Below are 18,117 nucleotides of genomic sequence, written 5' to 3'. Positions count from 1 at the left end.
GCGCGAACTCCTGCGCGTCCGTGCCCGGCAGCCTCCCGGCCCCCACCGGCACCCCCGCGCCCGGGCGTCGCTGCGGTGTCCCGGTGACCTCGGCCGTGGCCCGGCCCGGTCACCGCCGCGGCCCCGCGAGGGCGTAGGCCGCGGTGCCGGCGACCGTGAGGAGCAGGGCCGTCCAGGTGCCCGCCGCCGTGCCGGGCGGCAGCAGCATCCAGGCCGCCACCTGCGTCGGCGCGCTCGTCGGGGGCGGGGCGAGGAACGAGAGCGACAGCCAGGCGAACGGCGGCGTCCATGCGTACCGGCCGTCCGAGAGCGCTGCGCCCAGGGCGGCCAGTCCCATCAGGCCCGCGCTGTCCCGGACGACGAACGCGGTGGTGGCCAGGTCCTCGCCCATCGTCTGCACCGCCAGCAGCGCCGTGCCGACGGTCGCGCCGGCGAGCAGCACGTGCGCCGTCCTGCGGGGCCCCCAGCGGATCGCGGCCGCCCGGTCCAGCGCGAGGTCCTGCCCGCTGAGCCCGACCGAGGCCGCCATCGCCCCCGCGGCGAGAACGAGCACGGGCAGCCGCGGGTCACCGGTCTCTGCGCCCCCGTTGCGGGCGAGCGCCCACGCCGCCACCGCGCTGATCACCACCGCGGCGAGCGACGCGGGCACCTGCCGCGAGCGCGCGTACAGCACCGCCCATCTCACCGGGACGCACCGCCGGTCAGCGCGTCGAGCGCGTCTGCCTCGCAGGAGAGCGCGGCGGCGCGCATCGCGTTGATCCGCGAGAGCTGCTCGGCCCGCGGCAGCGCCCTGAGGTCCTTCCAGACCTCGCGGGCCTCGGTGTCGATCTCCTGGCGCAGGCCGGCCGGCCCGGTGTCGGGCAGCGGCTTGAGGTCCCCGAGGACCCAGCCCGCCGCGACGCTCCGCGCCACGTCCTCTCCCCCGAAGCTGCTCCAGCCGACGGGTGTGCAGCCCGGCACCATGCCGCGGGCGATCAGGGCCCAGGTCAGCTCCTCGCCCTTGGCCGCGCCGATGAGGTCGTCGTCGAAGTCGATGAGCACGGTCGTGCGGGACCACCGCGGCACGGCGCCGTCCGGCAGTACGGCGGTGTCCTCCCGGACCGAGACCGGCGCCCGGTCGCCCAGGGCGTCGCGCAGCAGGCGCAGCGCCTCCCTCGCGGGGTCCGCGAGGTCGGCGAGTCGTGGCTGGTGCACCCTGGTCACGCACACCGGGCCGTCGCACACCGGCTGCGCGGCGGCCGTGTCGACGACGTACATCCGGCGCGGGTCGGAGGGCAGGACGAGCAGGGCGGTGACCGCGCCCGCCAGGACGGGCGTCAGGGCCAGCAGCCGGGCGCGCGCGGTCGCGGCGGCCAGCAGCGCGAAGCCGGTCGCGGCCATGCCGAGCAGCCAGATCGTCTGCCCGGCGTGCACGGGGGCGGAGAGGGTCAGGAGCACGTGGCGCACCTCCTGCACCGCCGGCGACAGCAGCGAGAGGCGGTTCGGCTCCGTGCTCGGGTACCCCTCCTGCGTGACCGTCTGCGTCCGGCCCGGCGACATGTGCAGGAGGGCTGTGAAGGCGAAGGCGCCCATGGCCAGGGCGGGCGGGGTGAGCACGGACGGCAGGGCCCGCCCGGCGCCCATGCCCAGCACGGCTCCCGCGACGAGGGAGAGCGCCCCCACCAGCGAGACGGGCAGCCATCCCAGGTGCGTGTACGCGGTGCCCGCGAGCACCTGGGCCGCGCCCACCAGGACGAGGAGCGCGAAGGCCGAGGCCAGTGTGATCGCCGTCGTGCCCGCCAGCGCGGCCGCGCGGTGCCGGGCGGGCCGCGGCGTGCTCCTGAGCAGTTCGGACATCCTCGAGCGGTGGTCGCGCAGGCCCTGCAGCGCCCCGAGTCCCACGGCGAGCGGCCACAGGTAGAACAGCAGGCCGCGGGTCCACAGGGCCATGGGCGTCCACTGGGCCGTCCACGCCGTGGTGCCCCTCCACCACGCGGCGTTCACCAGGTACAGGAACGCCAGCGCGCTCGTCAGGACCGCGGCACCGGCCCACGGGGCGAGGGAGCGCCTCAGTTCGATGCGCAGGACGCGGGTGTTCACCAGGCGCCCCCCGCCCGCTCGTGGCCCTGCAGCAGGGCCGAGTAGCCGCGCTCGAGCGGGGTGTCGCCCACGTGCCCGGGGCCGCCCGCCGCGGCCAGTTCGCCCGGCGTTCCCTGGAAGACCAGCCGGCCCTCGGCGAAGAGCACCACGTCGGTGCAGGCGGCGGCGACGTCCTCCACCAGGTGGGTCGAGACGACCACGCAGGTGTCCGTGCCCAGCTCCTGGAGCAGTTTGCGGAAGCGCAGCCGCTGGGTCGGGTCCAGGCCGACCGTCGGCTCGTCCAGCAGCAGGATCGACGGGTCGTTGACGATAGCCTGGGCGATGCCGGCCCTGCGCACCATGCCGCCCGACAGGGTCTTCATCCGCTCGTCGGCGCGGTCCGCCAGGCCCACCCGTTCCACGGCGCGCTGCACCGCCGCGGGGATCTCCGCCTTCGGCACCTCCTTCAACCACGCCATGTACTCGATGAACTCGCGCACCGTGAAGCGCTTGTAGTAGCCGAACTCCTGCGGCAGGTAGCCGATCCGGCGGCGCAGCGCGCGGTGCTCGCCCCTGCCGCCCGCGGGCTCGCCGAGCAGTTCCAGGGTGCCCTCGGTGGGGCGCAGGACGGTGGCCAGTGTCCGGATGAGGGTGGTCTTGCCCGCCCCGTTGGGGCCGAGGAGTCCGTGCACGCCGGTGCCCAGTGACAGGTCGAGGCCGTCGACGGCCATCCGTTTCCTGCCGGCCCTGACCCGCAGCCCGGTGGCCCGGATCTGCCAGGCGTAGGCCGTCGGTGCGATGTCGGACGCGCTCACCGCGGAGGTCATGCGGTGCTCCCTTCCCGTGGTCATCGGTGGGCCCCCAGCACGGAGTACGCGCCCCTGCGGGCGATCACGACACCGATGGCGAGGGTGAGGACCAGCCCCCACACCGGCAGGCCGCCCGTGTGCAGGGCGAAGGCCGTACGGCTGGTGGCCAGGGTCGGCGCCACGACCGCGGCGGCCCACACGGCGGCCAGCAGGACGGCGGCGCGGGTCACGCCGACGGCGCCGCCGAGCGCCAGCGTCGCCGCGGTGAGGGCCAGGCAGGGCAGCAGCCACTGCGCCACCATCACCCCCGTCGCCCATCCGCCCACCAGCAGCGCGGGGACGACCACGCCGAGCACGGACGCGGTGCGCCGCAGCACCAGGTAGAGCCCGGCCCTGGGCGCCGAGGCCGTCAGTTCGTAGGCCGGGTCCAGACCGCGCGACCAGGACGCCGCGACGCCGAGCACGGGCAGGACCGGTGCGACCAGCAGCACCAGCGACACCTCGCCGGTGCCGGTGCCGGCCAGGTCGAGCAGCAGGGCCAGCAGCGTCACGCCCGCGACCATGGCCAGCCAGGGCACCATCGTGGGCGTCAGCCACCGCGACAGCCGCGCCGGCCAGCGCCGTCCGCGCGGCATCGTGGCGGTGAGCGCCAGTCGGGGCTCGAGGCCGGACCACACGGTGTCGGCCAGCGCCGCCACGGCGGGCACCCCGGCGCCGACAGCGGCGGACAGCCGGTCACGGCACGCCCGGCACACCTCCAGATGGGCCTCCACGGCCCACACCTCGTCGGCGGCGAGGTCCGTGCCGCCGCGCGCGTACTCCTCGATGGTCCGCATCGACGCGTGTTCTCCGCTCACGCCAGCGCCCTCCGCATCGCGATCCGGGCCCGGCGGGCACGGGTCTTGACCGTTCCCTCGGGCAGTCCGAGCAGGACCGCGGTCTCCCGGACGGACAGTCCGTCGAGGACCATGGCCTGCAGTACCTGTCTCAACTCCGGTGCCAGGCACCGCAGTGCGTCCCCGACGTCACCGCCGACGCTCGCCGCGAGCGCCTCCTCCTCGGCGGCGGGCGCCGCCTCGGGCGCGGCGGCGGCCGGCGGCGGCTCCGCGTGGTGAGCTCTGCGCCGGAACGCGTCGACCAGGCGGCGCGCCGCAATCGTCCACAGCCAGCCCACGGCGGTCCCCCCGGCAGCGGTCCCGGCGAACGCGCCCGCCGCGCGCCACACCGCCAGGTAGGTCTCCTGCATGACCTCCGCGACGATCTGCTCGTCCGCGCACCGGCGGCGCAGCCGCACCGCCATCCACGGCGACGTGCGCCGGTACAGCTCCTCGAACGCGGCGCGGTCGCCCTTTGCCACCAGCCGGACGAGACGCTCCTCGTCCACCTCGTGCAGTGCTGCCCTGACTGATCCCACACCCGCTAGACGCCCGAGCCGGGCCGCGGGTTTTCCCTCCGGTGTGATCCACGCCACGTGCGGGGAGACCCGCGGGCTCCGCTCGGCCGGCCCTCTTCGCTGCGCCGGTGTCCCCGCCCGGTCGGACATCGGACAACGGTGTACGTCCTCGCGCCGGGCCGCTCGCCCCGCTCGCCCCGTTCTCCTCGTCCGCAACGCGCCACCCGGCCCGGTCTGGATCCGGAAGCGCGCGCTTTCGGCGTCCCGTGCCCCCGGGCCGTCCGCGGGGCCGCCACCGGGGCCGTACGGCGGACTGGCAGCGCTCCGCCGGCTTCGCCGTACCGGGTGCGCTCGTCGGCGCGCGCCCCGGGTTCGGTCGGGTCCGGCCTCTCGGCGGGCGCTGCGCGGGCGTTTGCGTGTCCGCCCTCGTGACGCGTCGCCGGTCGCGGTGAACGCCTCGCTCATCCGGCGGGGCCGGTCGGCGGTGAGCTGGAGGGTGTCCGGGGGCCGCCGGTGCGGGCCGGGCGGTTCGGCCGGTGGGGCCGCCGGGTGGGAGTGAGGTCGGCCGGGGCCCGGCCGGTGGTGCAGCGGCGGTGCTCCGGGCGGGCGCCGCGGGTCTCGGTGACGTCGACGCGGTGCGCGGCCGGCGCGGCCGGCGCGATCGCCTCGCCCGGGCCGGTGGGGATGGGCGATGATGAGCACGCGGGAATGGTCTTCCGTCGTTGGTGGTCGGGGATTCGGCGCCTTGTGGTCCCTGAAGGCCGTTTCCGCCTCCGTCGCGCCTCGGGGCATCTGGGCGCGAAGCGCTCCAAGCCATCCGATCACCCGTCAAGTCGGCTGTTTCGCGGGAACGACGCGCCGCCGGCCGAGTTCGCGGTACGCCAACAGCCGCCTGTCCCAACCGGAGGACCACCGTGGCCGTCCCTGAGTTCATTCCCCGAGCCGGTGCCTGCCTGGCCACCACCAACGTGCTCAGCGGCCACGGCCGTGTCCGGTGGATGGTGCGCGAGCCGTCCAGGGCACCGGCCGACAACGGCTGGCGCATCATGAGTCACATCGACGACTCGGCCTACCTCAACAGCGGCGACGCCTGGCGGGTCGCCGACTACAACGCCGTCTGCGCGATCGAGCCCGCCCTCATCGGCATCTACGACTTCCCCGTCGGCGCGGACCTCCAGCTCGTCGTCGACGACCAGGGCATCCACGTCGTGGACACCCCCACCGGCCGCGAGATCCCGCGCGACGACTTCTACGTTCCTCCCCGGCACCGCGCCTGACCCGGCCCGGGGTCAGGCGCGGTGCGGGGCTCGGACGCCGGCCCCGGCTGTTGGCGCGCCTCGGCCATGAGCGGTTCGTCGCCGAGAGGCCCGATGGGACCCCGGGTGCCGGCCGGCCGGTCGCCGCCCGGGAAGGCGGTCTTCACGGCGGTGTGGGGCAGGCGACGAGTTCGTGCCGCGGCGGGCGGTGAGGTGCCGAGGACGGCAGGGCGGCGAGGGCCCGGTCGGTGTCACCGGGGTGCTCGCGGCGGCCGGGACGGCGGGCAGCACCGGCTGGGACCGGTCCGGGCGCCTGGATCCGGCTCCTCTCGTCCGCGCGGCGCACCGGTTGCCCGCTCGGGCGGGTCGAGGCGGAGACCGGCCGCGTCACTCCCGCCGGGCGGCGGCCCGGTGGCCGTTGCCGTACCGGTCTGGGGTCCGGCCGATCGGGCGGGGGTTCCGGCGGGGCGGTGGAGACACGGTGGCACCGGATGGCGCTGAGTGGCGTCATTTGGCACCACGTGGCGTCAGGCGGCGCCATTCCGCGCCTCCGGCAGCGTGCGCGTATGCACGCTGCCGTGTTCTTCCGGGTCTTCCGCTTCGTGTTCTCGCAGCTCAGGGTGGTCTTTTCGGGATTCGTTCCCGGCGGGGCGCCAGCCGGGCTTGCCTATGATGCCATTGTGGTGCCATGATGGCGTCATGGACCTCACTCCGTATGTCGACACTCTCCGCCGCGAACTCGCGGTGGCCGCCGAGGCCGGCGGCGGCGAAGCCCGCGAGCTGGCCGAGCGGCTCACCGCTCCCCTGGAGTCGGCGGCCCGGCTGACCATGCTCAACGTGCTCTCCGCCGCGATGGACGAGATCACCCGCGAACTCGCCCCGGGCTCGGTCGACGTACGGCTGCGCGGGCTCGACCCGGACTTCGTGGTGACACCGCCGCCCGCCGGCGGCGTCCCCGCGGAGCCGGCCGCGCCCGCCGAGCCGCCCAGGGCCCCGGCCCCGGCCGACGGCGACGAGGGCGGCACCGCCCGCGTCAACCTGCGCCTGCCGGCCCACCTCAAGGCCCGCGCCGAGGAGGCCGCGGGCCGCGAGGGCCTGTCGGTCAACGCGTGGCTGGTGCGCGCCGTGTCGGCCGCGGTCGACGGCGGCGCCCGGCCGCGGCCGGCGGAGAGGACCCAGACCATCGGACAGAGCTTCACCGGCTGGGTGCGCTAGCCGCGCCCGGCGCCCGCACCACTCCACCCACACCACGTCCCACCAGCGGGGACGCCCCGAAGACCCAGGAGGACGGGACAGCCATGCCTTCTTTCGACACCCCCGAACCGATCTCGGCCACGGCGCACGTGGAGGCCGGCTCCATCCGGTTCACCGCCGGCGACCGCCCCGACACGCTCGTGGAGGTGCGGCCCCGCGACCCGGAGCGGGAGCAGGACCTCCGGGCGGCCGAGCAGACCGAGGTCGTCTGCGCGGGCGGCGTCCTGACCGTCAGGACGCCCAGGCAGCGCTCCCTCCTCGGGCGCACCGGCACCGTCGACGTGACGGTCGAACTGCCCACGGGCTCGCGCGTCGAGGTGAGCGGCGCGTGGACCCAGGTGCTCGGCGAGGGCCGGCTCGGCGAGGTCCGGGTGAAGACCTCCTCCGGCGACGTCCGCCTCGATGCGACCGGGCCGCTCCACCTGACCGCCTCCCACGGCTCGATCACCGTCGACCGGGTCGAGGGCCCGGCCGAGATCGCCACCAGTTCCGGCAGTCTGCGCGTGGGCACCGTCGAGGGCCCGGCCGTCCTGAGGAACTCGCACGGCACCACGACCGTCGGCACCGCGGCCGGCGAGCTGCGGGTGAGCGGCGCCAACGGCGACATCGACATCGCGCGCGCCGAGGGGCCGGTCGCCGCCACCACCGCCCACGGCACCCTGCGCGTCGCCGAGGTCGCCCGCGGGACCGTCCGGCTGGAGACCTCCTACGGCGCCATCGAGGTCGGCATCCGCGAGGGCACCGCCGCCTGGCTCGACGTCAGCTCCCGCCACGGGCAGGTGCGCAACACCCTCACCGCCTCCGAGACCCCGCAGAAGTCCGAGGAGACCGTCGAGGTCCGCGCCCGGACCCGCTACGGCAACATCGACGTGCGCCGCGCCCGGGCCTGAACACCCCCTCGCCCCTGCGCCCGCTCCTCAGCCTCTTCATCCAGCCCTTCGCAAGGGAGGACCCCATGCCCTCTTCTGTCATGTCCACGTCCAGCAGGGTCGGCGGTCCGCAGCCGCCCGACGCCGTCCGCGTCACCGGCCTGCGCAAGTCCTACGGCGGCAGGACCGTGCTCGACGGCATCGACCTGCGCATCCCGGCCGGGTCCGTGTTCGCGCTGCTGGGGCCCAACGGCGCCGGCAAGACCACCGTCGTCGGCATCCTCTCCACCCTGGTGGCCGCCGACGCCGGCGACCTGCACGTCGGCGGCCACGACCTGGCCGCCGACCCGCAGGCGGTGCGCGCCGCGATCGGGGTCACCGGGCAGTTCTCCGCCGTCGACGGCCTGATCACCGGCGAGGAGAACATGCTCCTCATGGCCGACCTGCACCACCTCCCCCGCCGCGAGGGCCGCCGGGCCGCCGCCGAGCTGCTGGAGCGCTTCGGCCTCGCCGACGCCGCGCACAGGCCCGCCTCCACCTACTCCGGCGGCATGAGGCGCCGCCTCGACATCGCCATGACGCTCGTGGGCGACCCGCGCGTCATCTTCCTCGACGAGCCGACCACCGGTCTGGACCCCCGCTCCCGGCACACCATGTGGCAGATCGTCCGCGAGCTGGTCTCCGACGGCGTCACCGTCCTCCTCACCACCCAGTACCTGGAGGAGGCCGACCAGCTCGCCGACCGCATCGCCGTCCTCACCGGCGGCAGGATCGCCGCCCAGGGCACCGCCGAGGAGCTCAAGCGGCTCATCCCCGGCGGCCATGTCCGGCTGCGCTTCTGCGACCCCTCCGCCTACCGGTCGGCCGCCCTCGCCCTGCGCGAGGCCGCCCGGGACGACGAGGCGCTGACGCTGCGGATCCCCAGCGACGGCACCCAGCGCGAACTGCGCTCCCTCCTGGACCGGCTGGACTGCGCCGGCATCGAGGCGGACGGGCTGACCGTGCACACCCCCGACCTCGACGACGTCTTCCTCGCCCTGACCGGCCCGGCGCACTCCCCCGACCAGCCCGAGGAGAACCTCCGATGAGCTCCCTGTCCCCCGCCCTCCGCGACTCGGGCACGATGCTGCGCCGCAACCTCCTGCACGCCCGGCGCTACCCGTCCCTGACCCTGAACCTCCTGCTCACGCCGATCGTCCTGCTGCTGCTCTTCGTCTACGTCTTCGGCGGCGTGATGAGCGCGGGCATCGGCGGCGGCGCCGACCGCTCCGCGTACATCGCCTACCTCGTGCCGGGCATCCTGATGATGACCATCGGCGGCACCGTGGTGGGGACCGCGGTGTCCGTCTCGGGCGACATGAGCGAGGGCATCATCGCCCGCTTCCGCACGATGGCGATCCACCGCGGGGCCGTGCTCGTCGGGCACGTCGCCGGCAGCGTGCTGCAGTCGGTGGTGAGCGTGGTCCTCGTGGGCGCCGTCGCGGTGGCCATCGGCTTCCGGTCCGTACACGCCACGGCCCTGGAGTGGCTGGCGGCGTTCGGGCTGCTCGCGCTGGTCGCCCTGGCGCTCACCTGGATCGCCGTCGGGATGGGCCTGGTCAGCCCGAACGCCGAGGCGGCCAGCAACAACGCGCTGCCGCTGATCGTCCTGCCGCTCATCTCGAGCGCCTTCGTCCCCGTCGACGCGATGCCGGGCTGGTTCCAGCCGATCGCCCGGTACCAGCCGTTCACCCCGGCCATCGAGACCCTGCGCGGGCTGCTGCTCGGCAGCGGGATCGGCCACAACGGGTGGCTCGCCGTCGCCTGGTGCGCCGGACTGACCGTGCTCGGCTACCTCTGGTCGAAGGCGGTCTTCAACCGCGACCCGCGGTAGCCGGGGCGGGCGCGCGGGCCGCCTCCCGCCGCCCCGTCCCGCCCGGGGGCGGCGGACGCCCCGCACCGCGCCGGCGTCCGCCGCCCCCCTCCGCGTCCCCGCGCGCGGCCGCCGGGCCACGGGCGCGGGGAGGCGGGGGTGGGGCGCGGGGGCCGTCCGGGTCACCGGGGTGTTCGGCGGGGCTTCCCCGCCCGGTCACCGTACCGGCGCCGTCCGGTTCCGGGCTCCGGAAAGCGTAGGCCCGGCCCTTCCCCTCTTGTACGGCGTCCCGTCAACCGGGATTGTTGTCCGGGACCTGACATGTCGATCAGGTTCCTCCGGGGCCCGCGAGGGCCTCGGGGTCCGGTCCCTGACGGGCTTTGAGATACGGAGACACATGGCGAACGGAACGAGAGCGGTCCTGCGCAGGATCGCCGCGGCGGCGGGCGCGGTGCTGGCGGTCGCGGGCATCTCGCTGGCCGGGGCGGCCCCGGCCGCGGCCGCGGACCACTACTACGAACTCCCCTACCCCGCCGGCGAGGCCTACCAGGTCACCCAGGGGCCGGAGGGCACGTACTCGCACTACGGCCCCTACAACGAGTACGCCTGGGACTTCGGGCTCCCGGCGAACTACGAGGTCTCCGCCGCGCAGGCCGGCACGGTCCTGGTCTCGGACTGGTCGCCGTACTGGCAGAACGGCATCGAGGTGATCATCCGGCACTCCAACGGCCGGTGCACCCACTACGCGCACCTGAACCGGGCGATCTACAACACCGGTGACTGGGTGCCGCAGGGCCGGGTCATCGGCTGGTCCGGCAGCACGGGGGCGTCCACCGGCCCCCACCTGCACTTCCAGGTGATCGACTGCAACACCCGCGTGGGCATCCCCGCCACGCTCCAGGGCTGGACGCCCCCCACCGGCTCCTGGCCGGTGAGCGTGAACACCCGCGCCTGACCTCCCGCCCGGTCCCGGCGCGTTCCCGCCGCGCCGGCGCAGGCGGCCGACGGGGTGCCGCCGCACCCCGTCCCCGCCCCCCCGGGAGCGCCCGCGCCCGGCGCCGGGAGCGGCGCTCCTCCCCCGGCCGGCGGGCCCGTTGCCGGGCCCGCCGACGGCGCCCCGCACAGGCCGCCGGCGCCCGGTGCAGCTTCCTGAAACAAGAGGGGGAAAGGCGCGTGCGGCGTCTGTAGGGTTCTCGATACGGCGGTTTTGTGGTCGAACTCTGTGGCGGCAGGGGCCACATGTGAGGAAATGATGCACGAGCGCGAGTTCAGGGCCTTTGTTTCGATCGCGGAAACCGGACGCATGGATGTCGCGGCGCGGCAACTGGGATATTCCCAGCCGGCGATCACCTATCAGATCCAGTGTCTGGAACGGTCCCTCGGTTTCAAGCTGTTCACCCGGCACCCCAGCGGTGCGCGGCTGACCGGCGACGGGCACATGATCCTGCCCTCGGTGCGGGCGGTGCTGATGCTGATCGACAGCATCCGCGATCCGCGCGGCGGCCGCACCGGCGAGCACGAGGCCGAAGCCGAAGCCGATGCCGAGGCCGGGGAAGTCCCCGGAGGGACCGCCGTGCCGATGGTCCGGCAGCGCACCGCCTAGTACCGCCGCCGGGGAACCCCCCTGCGCCGGGAGCCCGTCCCCGGGCCGCCCCGAACGCCGAACACGCTTGGAGAGAAGACGATGAGCAGCAACCCCTTCGAGGACAACGACGCCCAGTACTACGTGCTGGTCAACGAGGAGGGCCAGCACTCGCTGTGGCCCGCCTACGCCGAGGTTCCCGCGGGCTGGACGGTGGTGCACGGGCAGGACGGCAGGCAGGCCTGCCTGGACTACGTCAACGAGAACTGGACCGACATGCGTCCGCTCAGCCTGGTGCGCCAGATGGAAGGCGCCAAGTAGGCCGGCGGCGGGGAGGACGATCATGCGGACGGATTCCGCCGCCGCGGTGTACCGGCCGCGGCCGAGGCCGCGAGCCGGCCGGGTGCTGGTGTGCCTGAGCTACTGCGGAGGCGGGACCGCGCCGTTCCGGCAGTGGGCCGAGGTCCTGCCCGAGGACGTGGAACTGGCGCTGGTGTGCTACCCCGGCCGGGAGGCGCGGTTCGGCACGCCGTTCGCCCGGGACTGGGTCGCCCTGCGCGACGACGTGGTGCGTGCCGTGCGCGGCCTCACCGGCCGCCCCTACATCCTGTTCGGCCACAGCATGGGGTCGTGGATGGCCTTCGAGACCGCGGCGCAGCTCGGGCGGCTGGGCGCCGCCCCGCCCTCGGCCCTCGTCGTCTCCGGGGGCGTGGCACCGCACAGGCGCCGGGAGGTGCGCGGCCAGGTGCCGCGCTCGGAGGACAGTGACGACGCCCTCGTGCGGTGGATGCGCGAGTTCGGGCAGATGACCACGGTGGTCGCCAACGAGCCGGAGCTGGTCAAGCTCGCGCTGGAGCTGCTCCGGGCGGACCTGGTGGTGTCGGAGTCCTACCGGTTCACCGGGGGGCCGCGGGTGTCGGTGCCGCTGCGCGTGCTCTACGGGGCCGAGGACTCCGAGCCCTTCGCCGAGGTCGAACGGCACTGGAGGTCCCTGGCGGACGGGGCGTTCGAGGCGGTGGAGCTGCCCGGCGGGCACTTCTACACCCCGGAGGTGTGGTCCGGGCTGCCGCGCTGGTGCACCCTCCCCTTCCCCGGCGCCGCCCGCTAGCCGCGCCGGCGAACCGCGCCGGACGGGGCCTCGGCCCCTTGTCCGGCGCGGTTCGTCGGCGGGCCGTCAGGGCTCGCCGCGCAGGGCGCGCCGGCGGTCGTGCAGGACCAGCAGGAGGGTCAGCCCCATCATCACGCCCAGGACCGCGCCGGCCTCCCTGGCCAGCGCACCGGCCAGCGGGTGCTCCGGGGCGGGCTGCTGCATGTCGGTGAGGGTGAGGAGGTTGTAGATGCTGTAGGAGAACAGCATGCCCGAGGAGATCCACGCCGCCGCCATGGGCGGCAGGAACCTGCGCGATCCGCGCCGGGTGGTCAGCACCAGGATGCCCCACGCCCCGGCGAAGGCCCACAGGCCGGTGCTCAGCGACAGCAGGCGCCACCACACGTCGCGGTTGCCCAGCATGGCCGGGTCGAGGCCGAGGGTGCCGCCCGCCGCCCAGAACACCTTGGCACAGCCGAGCAGGACGCAGCCGGCCGCGACGAACCCGGCCAGGGTCGTCTGCAGCTGCCGGGTGCCGCCCGGCGGCTGCCCGCAGTCGGTCGGACCGCCCAGCGCCTCCGGCCACCGCGCCCTGGCGTATCCCGCCAGGGCGAGGGGCAGGCCGACGCCCACTCCGACCAGCGAGATCATCACGAGGATCTGCTCGTAGATCCAGAACTCGGGGGCGCCCGCCTCCTGGTCCCGGTTCATCGCGGCCGGGCCGAGCACCGGCGCCAGCAGCAGCATGGGGACGAGCAGGCCGGTTCCCACCCACACGGGCAGGGCCACCAGCCACGCGGGCAGCCGTTCGCCCCAGGGCCGGGAGAACGCCATCGCCAGCAGGATGCCGACGGCGGCCAGGAGCGCGGTCGCCGCGTTGATCGCGCGCCAGTCGGCGCCGCCCATCTGTTCGGTCGGAATGAAGAGACCGAAACTCCAGACGATTTTGATCAGCAGATACGGTGTCACCGCTATGGCGGCTCCATAACCGGATATTCTGCGTATCTTCGTCAATCGATCGGTCGGCCGCTCTGCCGTGGCTGTCATGGCGGCACGATATCCGGGCCGCGGCAGACCGGTCAAAGTCCTCCGCGTACGCCTGCGGATATCCATGGTTCAGTGGAATTCCGGGTGAACGGGATCGTCGAGTGCTATCGCGGTGAGATGCCCGGATTCCGAGGCCGATACCACCAGCCCGGTCCCGCCCCTCCGGGCGAGCGCGATGAGCTCCAGCAGGCCCGACACCGCGCAGTGCCGTGCCTCGCCCACCGCCTCGGCGGGGTCCCGCACCGAGCCGCCGGCCGCGGCGAGGGCCCGGGCGACGGCGTCGCGGACCGCGCCGCCGAACCGCGCCGCGGCGGCCGGGGCGCTGACCACCAGCCGCACCTCCTTCGCCCCGCGGGCCAGGGCGGCGATCCGTTCGCCGCTCGCGGCGAGGGCGGCCCGGTCCCGGCCGTCGGCGGCGTCCGGGGGGACGAAGCGGGAGATCCCGCCGGTGATCTCGGCGAGGGCGCCGGCGCCGGCGGGCGGGCCCGACAGCACGACGGCGGCGGCGGCGTCGTACCGGTCGCGTCCGCCGTCCCCGGCCGGGGCCTGGTCGGTCGCCGCGGCCACCACCCGGTCGGCCCGGCCGGTGCGCAGCGCGGTCGCCGCGAACTGCACGGCCTCCAGGCCCGCGGTGACCGGATTGGTGAGCGTGACCGAGAACGCGCGGGCGCCGGTGCTGATGGCCAGCTGGCTGGCGGGGGTGTTCATCGAGAACGCGGGCACCTGGGCGGGGCTGATCCCCTGGACGCCCTCGGTGGTGAGGATGTCGTCCATCCGCCGGTGCACGCCGGCGATCGCGTACTGGGTGCCGGTGACCACGCCGAAGCGCTCGGCCCGGTCGCCGGTGAGCGGCGGGGCGTCGTGGCGCCGGCCGAGCGCCTGGTTGCCCGCCGCCAGCAGGTACCGGGTGGCGGGGCTGAGGTACTTCCAGCCCCGCCGGCCGAGGTGGGCGGCGGGGTCGAACCATGCGGTGGTGCCGGTGGCGTCGGCGGGCCGGGGCTCCTCGGCGACGGCGCCCGCCGCGGTGATCAGCACGGTCATCGGGCGGCCCTCCAGGCGAGCACGGCGTTGTTGCCCCCGAATCCGGTGCCGCTCACCAGCACCGACGGCCGGGCGAGCGGGGCGGGTGCTCCCAGCGGGATCTCCAGCGGGCAGTGGGGGTCGGGGGTGGAGACGTGGGCGTTGGGGGGGACCACCCGGTGCCGCAGGATCAGGGCCGCGATCACGCAGCCGAACACCCCGGCCGCGCCCGCGGTGTGGCCCATCACGGCCTTCGGCGCGTAGCCGGCGACCTCGGCGGGGGTGGCGCCGGCGGCCGCCACGGCCCGGCCGACCGCGGCGGACTCCACGGAGTCGTTGCCCGCCACCCCGGCGCGGTGCAGGACGACGGCGCCGGGGGCCTCGGTGGCGCCGGCCAGCGCCCGGGCGGCCGAGCGGTGCAGCTGCTCGCCGGACGGTTCGGGGGCCATCGGGTGGTGGGCGTCGCAGCTCCAGCCGTGGCCGGCGAGCTCGGCCCGCGCGGTGGCGCCCCGGCGCCGGGCGGAGGCGGCGGACTCCAGCACCACGGCGGCGGCGCCCTCGCCGGTGACCATGCCCGCGCGGTCGGCGTCGAAGGGCCGGCAGCACTCCGGGTCCACCAGCCCGAACCGCTGCAGCGTGCCGATCGCCACCCGCGAGAAGGCGTCCCCGCCGCAGGCGACGACGGTGTCGGCCTGGCCGGTCTCGATCAGCTCGGCGCCCCAGGCGACCGCGTAGGCCCCCGCCGAGCAGGCGGTGGAGAGGGTCTGGCTGGGGCCGCCGATGCCGAACCGGCCGGCGAGCACGGCGGCGACGCGGTGGGTGGCGGGGTGCCGGCCGGCGGCCCCGGGCGTCTCCGCCAGGTCGATGTCGCCGAGCGAGGTGCCCACCGTCAGGCCGGCGTCGAGCAGGTCCCCGGCCGTCAGGCCGGCGTCCCCGACCGCCTCCGCGACGGCGGCCGCCGCCAGCGCGCTGGTCCGCCCGGCCGGTTCGCCGCCGCGCGCCGCGGCGTGCGGGGGCAGGGGGTGCGGGTCGGGCGCCGCGTACAGGTTCGGCCGGGCCGGCAGGCCGCAGGTGTCCGGCGCGGGCGCCGGCCGCCGGTCCGCGCGGAGCAGACCGTCCCACAGGGCGGCGGTTCCGGCGCCGAAGCAGCTCACCGCTCCCAGTCCCGTGACCACGACCGTCACCGGTTGCACCTCGCTCTTCCGGGGGGTGCGGCACAATTGCCGACGCCGCTCAGGATGCATTCGCGGGGATCGGGGGCCGTGGCCCTTGCAAGTACCTGCAGTGATCGGCCGGCCGCGTCCTCGCCTTCGGTGTGCTGCCCTAGCATCGGCGGAGATTTCGACGCGGTTCCGCGTTCTGCCGGAAAAACACGGGCGCGGAGATTTTTCGGGAAAGCCGCGCGAACGGCCCGAGGAAAGGGAATTCCGGTGAGTGCCGAAACCACACTGGACGTGTCGGAGCTTCGGGAGCTGGTGGCGGACACGCTGGACGTCGAGCCGTCGGAGCTGACCGACGAAGCGCTCCTGATCGAGGAGCTGGAGGTCGACTCGGTGGTGGCGCTGGAACTCGCGGTCACGCTCGAGCAGCGGTACCGGATAGAGATTCCCGAGGAGGAGCTCGGCACGGTCCGCAGGTTCCCCGACATCGAGGCCCTGCTGAGCCGGAAGCTGCGCGGTTGATGGAGGCGCAGACCGCCCGTGCCGCGGACGCCGTCTCCTATCTCCTGATCGAGAGCAAGGGGAACTGGGCGGGCCCCACCGCGGGCGCCTTCCTCCTGGACGCCGCGGCGCTGGCCGAGGCCGGCCACCGGGTGCGGGTCTTCCTGGTCGAGGACGGCGTGCTCAGCGCCGTGGGCACCGGCGTCCCCGAGATCGAGCGGCTGGCCGCGGCCGGCGCCGAGATCCTCGTGGACGACTTCTCGGCGGCGCAGCGCGCGCTGGGCGCCACGCGGCTGTCGCCGCACGTGCGGCTGGCCGGCATGGACGCCGTCGCCGCGGCGCTGGCCGAGGACGGCTGCCGGGGGGTGTGGCACTGATGGCGGGCGCGATGGAACGCCGCATGTGGGACCTTCTGCTGATCCTGACGGCGGCCCCGCACTCGAGCGACGTGGTGACCTCGGCGCTGCGGCTGTCCCAGGCGGTGCTCGACCGCGGCGGTTCGGTGCGGGTGTGGGCGTGCGGTTACGCCACGATGATGACCCAGGACACCTTCGGCGAGACCAAGCTGCCCAACACCCGCGACCCCGAGGGGTACTACCCCTCGCCCTCGGCGATCGTCCAGCGGATGATCGCCGACGGCCGGGGCCGCTTCGCGTGGATCGGGTGCACCGCGTGCACCGAGGAGCGCGGCGCCACCCACCACATCCCGCAGGTGCGGCACCGGTCCCCGCTCAGGTTGGCGGCGACCGTGGCCGGGGCCAGGCGGACTCTCTACCTCGGAGGGGCCTGATGACCACCACCTCCCGCACCGCAGTGGGCCCGAGCGTGCTGTGCGTCCTGGACCGCGGCTACCGCGGCGCGGTGGAGGCCCAGTTCTTCCACGCCCTGTACGGCCTGCTCGACCTGCACGGCCAGTTCGCGCGGATGGACGTGGCGCTGCGCGGCGCGGCGGTGACGATGGCCGTCGAGGAGGACGCCTACCGGCCGTCGGTGCGGCTGGGCACGATGGTGCTGGACACGCTGCCGGACTACCGGGGGTCGGTGCGCGACCTGGTCGCCGAGGGCTTCGGCGTGTTCGTGGACGAGGCCGCCGTGACGGCGCTCGGGTTCAGCGCCGACCAGCTCGTCGCGGGGACCACCTGTCTGGGTCCGGCCGAGCTGGCGGTGCGCTGGCCGCGGTACGACCAGGTGTGGTTCGTGTGACCGCCGCCCTCCCCGCGCGGGCGGGCGGCGGGGCGCCGCCGGCCGGCCCGCACACGTACGCGACCCCGCTGCGCGCGGTGGACCGGATCGAGGCGCTGCCCGGCGGGCCGGGCCTGCGGTTCCTGCTGTACAAGACCGTCGACGTTCGGGACCCGTACATGGCCGGGCACTTTCCGGGGCTGACGCTGCTGCCCGCGGTGTTCGTGCTGGAGGGGATCCGCCAGGCGACGACCGCCCTCGTCGGCGCGGAGGAGCCGCTGAACCTGGTCGAGGTCCGCTCCGGGCGCTGGTTGGCGCCGATGCAGGGCGGCGACGAGATCCGCCTGGAGGTGACCGCGGAGGCCGACGGCGGCGGACGGTGGCTGGTGACCGCCGCCGGTGCCCGCCAGGACGGCACGCCGGTGGCGGCGGTGAAGGTGGTGCTCGGTGAGCGCGGGGCCGGCGGCGGGTTGCCGGCGCCGGCGGGCGGGCCGCCCCATGCGGTCTGCGTTCCCGGCGGCCCCGACTACACCGAGATCCTGGACCGGCTGCCGGTGCGTCACCCGATGCTGCTGGTGGACCGGGTGGAGGCGTTCGACCCCGGCCGGCAGATCACCACCGTCAAGGCGGTCTCCGGCTCGGAGCCCTGTTACCAGGCGATGGCCGAGGGGCTGCCCCTGTCGCGCTACATGTATCCCAGGGCCCTGATGCTGGAGTCCTTCGGGCAGTCCTCGGTGCTGCTGTGGCTGTCCACCGGCACCGCGCGGGGCGTGCCGGTGGCCGCGGCGTTCCGCGACTGCCGTTTCGCCGGTGAGGTGCGTCCCGGCGCCGTGCTGCGCCATGTGGCCCGTATCGACCGGCTGATGGCCGACAACGTCTTCGTGTCCGGGCAGACCTGGGACGGCGACCGGTGTGTGATGACGGTCGGCGCCCTCATCGGTTCCAGCCGGCCCCGTGAGCAGGTCGACCGCGCGGCGGCCGGCGCGTCCTGACCGGCGGCCGGTGTTGCGGCGGGCCCGCCCCGGACCGCGTGACGCGGTCCGGGGC

General features: G+C 75.2%; 22 protein-coding genes. 14 read left to right on the top strand and 8 right to left on the bottom strand.

Annotation, left to right across the window (positions count from 1 at the left end; genetic code table 11):
• Positions 1 to 109: 109 nt before the first annotated feature.
• From QC029_RS27100 to QC029_RS27080, 5 genes are read right to left on the bottom strand one after another with little or no spacing between them, the layout of a single operon-like run.
• On the bottom strand, positions 110 to 685 hold the full coding sequence (locus QC029_RS27100) for a hypothetical protein (RefSeq protein WP_279558454.1): 576 nt from the start codon (positions 683 to 685) through the stop codon (positions 110 to 112).
• A complete protein-coding gene (locus tag QC029_RS27095) occupies positions 682 to 2,079 on the bottom strand; it encodes a hypothetical protein (RefSeq protein WP_279558453.1) in 1,398 nt (465 codons plus the stop codon). Before QC029_RS27095 ends, QC029_RS27100 begins: the two co-directional genes overlap by 4 nt.
• Positions 2,076 to 2,909: an ABC transporter ATP-binding protein gene (locus QC029_RS27090; RefSeq protein WP_279558452.1), complete on the bottom strand. Its 834-nt coding sequence runs from the start codon at positions 2,907 to 2,909 to the stop codon at positions 2,076 to 2,078. Before QC029_RS27090 ends, QC029_RS27095 begins: the two co-directional genes overlap by 4 nt.
• Positions 2,906 to 3,724, bottom strand: a complete 819-nt coding sequence (locus QC029_RS27085) for a zf-HC2 domain-containing protein (protein WP_279558451.1) — start codon at positions 3,722 to 3,724, stop codon at positions 2,906 to 2,908. Before QC029_RS27085 ends, QC029_RS27090 begins: the two co-directional genes overlap by 4 nt.
• Positions 3,721 to 4,281: an RNA polymerase sigma factor gene (locus QC029_RS27080; RefSeq protein ID WP_336621616.1), complete on the bottom strand. Its 561-nt coding sequence runs from the start codon at positions 4,279 to 4,281 to the stop codon at positions 3,721 to 3,723. The genes QC029_RS27085 and QC029_RS27080 overlap by 4 nt, the downstream gene beginning before the upstream one ends.
• An 893-nt stretch (positions 4,282 to 5,174) precedes the next feature.
• Between QC029_RS27080 and QC029_RS27075 the strand changes: the two genes are divergently transcribed.
• The 9 genes from QC029_RS27075 (at position 5,175) to QC029_RS27035 (ending at position 12,181) form a co-directional block, all read left to right on the top strand.
• On the top strand, positions 5,175 to 5,537 hold the full coding sequence (locus tag QC029_RS27075; RefSeq protein ID WP_279558450.1) for a DUF2185 domain-containing protein: 363 nt from the start codon (positions 5,175 to 5,177) through the stop codon (positions 5,535 to 5,537).
• 678 nt (positions 5,538 to 6,215) lie between these two features.
• The gene (locus QC029_RS27070; protein ID WP_279558449.1) at positions 6,216 to 6,731 is read left to right on the top strand and encodes a hypothetical protein; all 516 of its coding nucleotides are present in this window, start codon (positions 6,216 to 6,218) and stop codon (positions 6,729 to 6,731) included.
• Between the two features lie 83 nt (positions 6,732 to 6,814).
• On the top strand, positions 6,815 to 7,660 hold the full coding sequence (locus tag QC029_RS27065; protein ID WP_279558448.1) for a DUF4097 family beta strand repeat-containing protein: 846 nt from the start codon (positions 6,815 to 6,817) through the stop codon (positions 7,658 to 7,660).
• A 65-nt stretch (positions 7,661 to 7,725) separates the two neighbouring features.
• Complete coding sequence (locus QC029_RS27060) at positions 7,726 to 8,727, top strand: ATP-binding cassette domain-containing protein (RefSeq protein WP_279558447.1); 1,002 nt, start codon at positions 7,726 to 7,728, stop codon at positions 8,725 to 8,727.
• Positions 8,724 to 9,512 (top strand): ABC transporter permease, encoded by a 789-nt coding sequence (locus QC029_RS27055; RefSeq protein WP_279558446.1) that lies wholly within the window; start codon positions 8,724 to 8,726, stop codon positions 9,510 to 9,512. The genes QC029_RS27060 and QC029_RS27055 overlap by 4 nt, the downstream gene beginning before the upstream one ends.
• Positions 9,513 to 9,888: 376 nt before the next feature.
• On the top strand, positions 9,889 to 10,446 hold the full coding sequence (locus QC029_RS27050) for a M23 family metallopeptidase (RefSeq protein WP_279558445.1): 558 nt from the start codon (positions 9,889 to 9,891) through the stop codon (positions 10,444 to 10,446).
• A gap of 297 nt (positions 10,447 to 10,743) precedes the next feature.
• Complete coding sequence (locus QC029_RS27045) at positions 10,744 to 11,094, top strand: LysR family transcriptional regulator (RefSeq protein ID WP_279558444.1); 351 nt, start codon at positions 10,744 to 10,746, stop codon at positions 11,092 to 11,094.
• An 81-nt stretch (positions 11,095 to 11,175) separates the two neighbouring features.
• Positions 11,176 to 11,394 carry an MbtH family protein gene (locus tag QC029_RS27040; RefSeq protein ID WP_279558443.1) on the top strand — a complete coding sequence of 73 codons (219 nt, stop codon included), beginning with the start codon at positions 11,176 to 11,178 and terminating at the stop codon, positions 11,392 to 11,394.
• A 22-nt stretch (positions 11,395 to 11,416) separates the two neighbouring features.
• The gene (locus QC029_RS27035) at positions 11,417 to 12,181 is read left to right on the top strand and encodes an alpha/beta fold hydrolase (protein WP_279558442.1); all 765 of its coding nucleotides are present in this window, start codon (positions 11,417 to 11,419) and stop codon (positions 12,179 to 12,181) included.
• A 66-nt stretch (positions 12,182 to 12,247) separates the two neighbouring features.
• Here the strand turns inward: QC029_RS27035 and QC029_RS27030 are convergent, their stop codons facing one another.
• From QC029_RS27030 to QC029_RS27020, 3 genes are all read right to left on the bottom strand, one after another.
• Positions 12,248 to 13,207, bottom strand: a complete 960-nt coding sequence (locus QC029_RS27030) for a hypothetical protein (RefSeq protein ID WP_279558441.1) — start codon at positions 13,205 to 13,207, stop codon at positions 12,248 to 12,250.
• Between the two features lie 69 nt (positions 13,208 to 13,276).
• On the bottom strand, positions 13,277 to 14,248 hold the full coding sequence (locus tag QC029_RS27025) for a beta-ketoacyl synthase N-terminal-like domain-containing protein (protein WP_279558440.1): 972 nt from the start codon (positions 14,246 to 14,248) through the stop codon (positions 13,277 to 13,279).
• Positions 14,245 to 15,411 (bottom strand): beta-ketoacyl synthase N-terminal-like domain-containing protein, encoded by a 1,167-nt coding sequence (locus QC029_RS27020; protein WP_279558439.1) that lies wholly within the window; start codon positions 15,409 to 15,411, stop codon positions 14,245 to 14,247. The genes QC029_RS27025 and QC029_RS27020 overlap by 4 nt, the downstream gene beginning before the upstream one ends.
• Before the next feature lie 246 nt (positions 15,412 to 15,657).
• Here QC029_RS27020 and QC029_RS27015 point away from each other — a divergent pair, with 246 nt between their 5' ends.
• From QC029_RS27015 to QC029_RS26995, 5 genes are read left to right on the top strand one after another with little or no spacing between them, the layout of a single operon-like run.
• The gene (locus QC029_RS27015) at positions 15,658 to 15,909 is read left to right on the top strand and encodes an acyl carrier protein (RefSeq protein WP_279558438.1); all 252 of its coding nucleotides are present in this window, start codon (positions 15,658 to 15,660) and stop codon (positions 15,907 to 15,909) included.
• Positions 15,909 to 16,265 (top strand): hypothetical protein, encoded by a 357-nt coding sequence (locus tag QC029_RS27010; RefSeq protein WP_279558437.1) that lies wholly within the window; start codon positions 15,909 to 15,911, stop codon positions 16,263 to 16,265. Before QC029_RS27015 ends, QC029_RS27010 begins: the two co-directional genes overlap by 1 nt.
• A 23-nt stretch (positions 16,266 to 16,288) precedes the next feature.
• The gene (locus QC029_RS27005) at positions 16,289 to 16,678 is read left to right on the top strand and encodes a hypothetical protein (RefSeq protein ID WP_279558436.1); all 390 of its coding nucleotides are present in this window, start codon (positions 16,289 to 16,291) and stop codon (positions 16,676 to 16,678) included.
• On the top strand, positions 16,678 to 17,091 hold the full coding sequence (locus tag QC029_RS27000) for a hypothetical protein (RefSeq protein WP_279558435.1): 414 nt from the start codon (positions 16,678 to 16,680) through the stop codon (positions 17,089 to 17,091). Before QC029_RS27005 ends, QC029_RS27000 begins: the two co-directional genes overlap by 1 nt.
• On the top strand, positions 17,088 to 18,062 hold the full coding sequence (locus tag QC029_RS26995) for a hypothetical protein (protein WP_279558434.1): 975 nt from the start codon (positions 17,088 to 17,090) through the stop codon (positions 18,060 to 18,062). The genes QC029_RS27000 and QC029_RS26995 overlap by 4 nt, the downstream gene beginning before the upstream one ends.
• Positions 18,063 to 18,117 lie beyond the last annotated feature (55 nt).

Origin of the sequence: Streptomyces sp. DH37, from assembly GCF_029813835.1 — a bacterium.
GTDB lineage: Bacteria > Actinomycetota > Actinomycetes > Streptomycetales > Streptomycetaceae > Streptomyces.
This window is presented reverse-complemented; position numbering and strand designations above follow the sequence as displayed.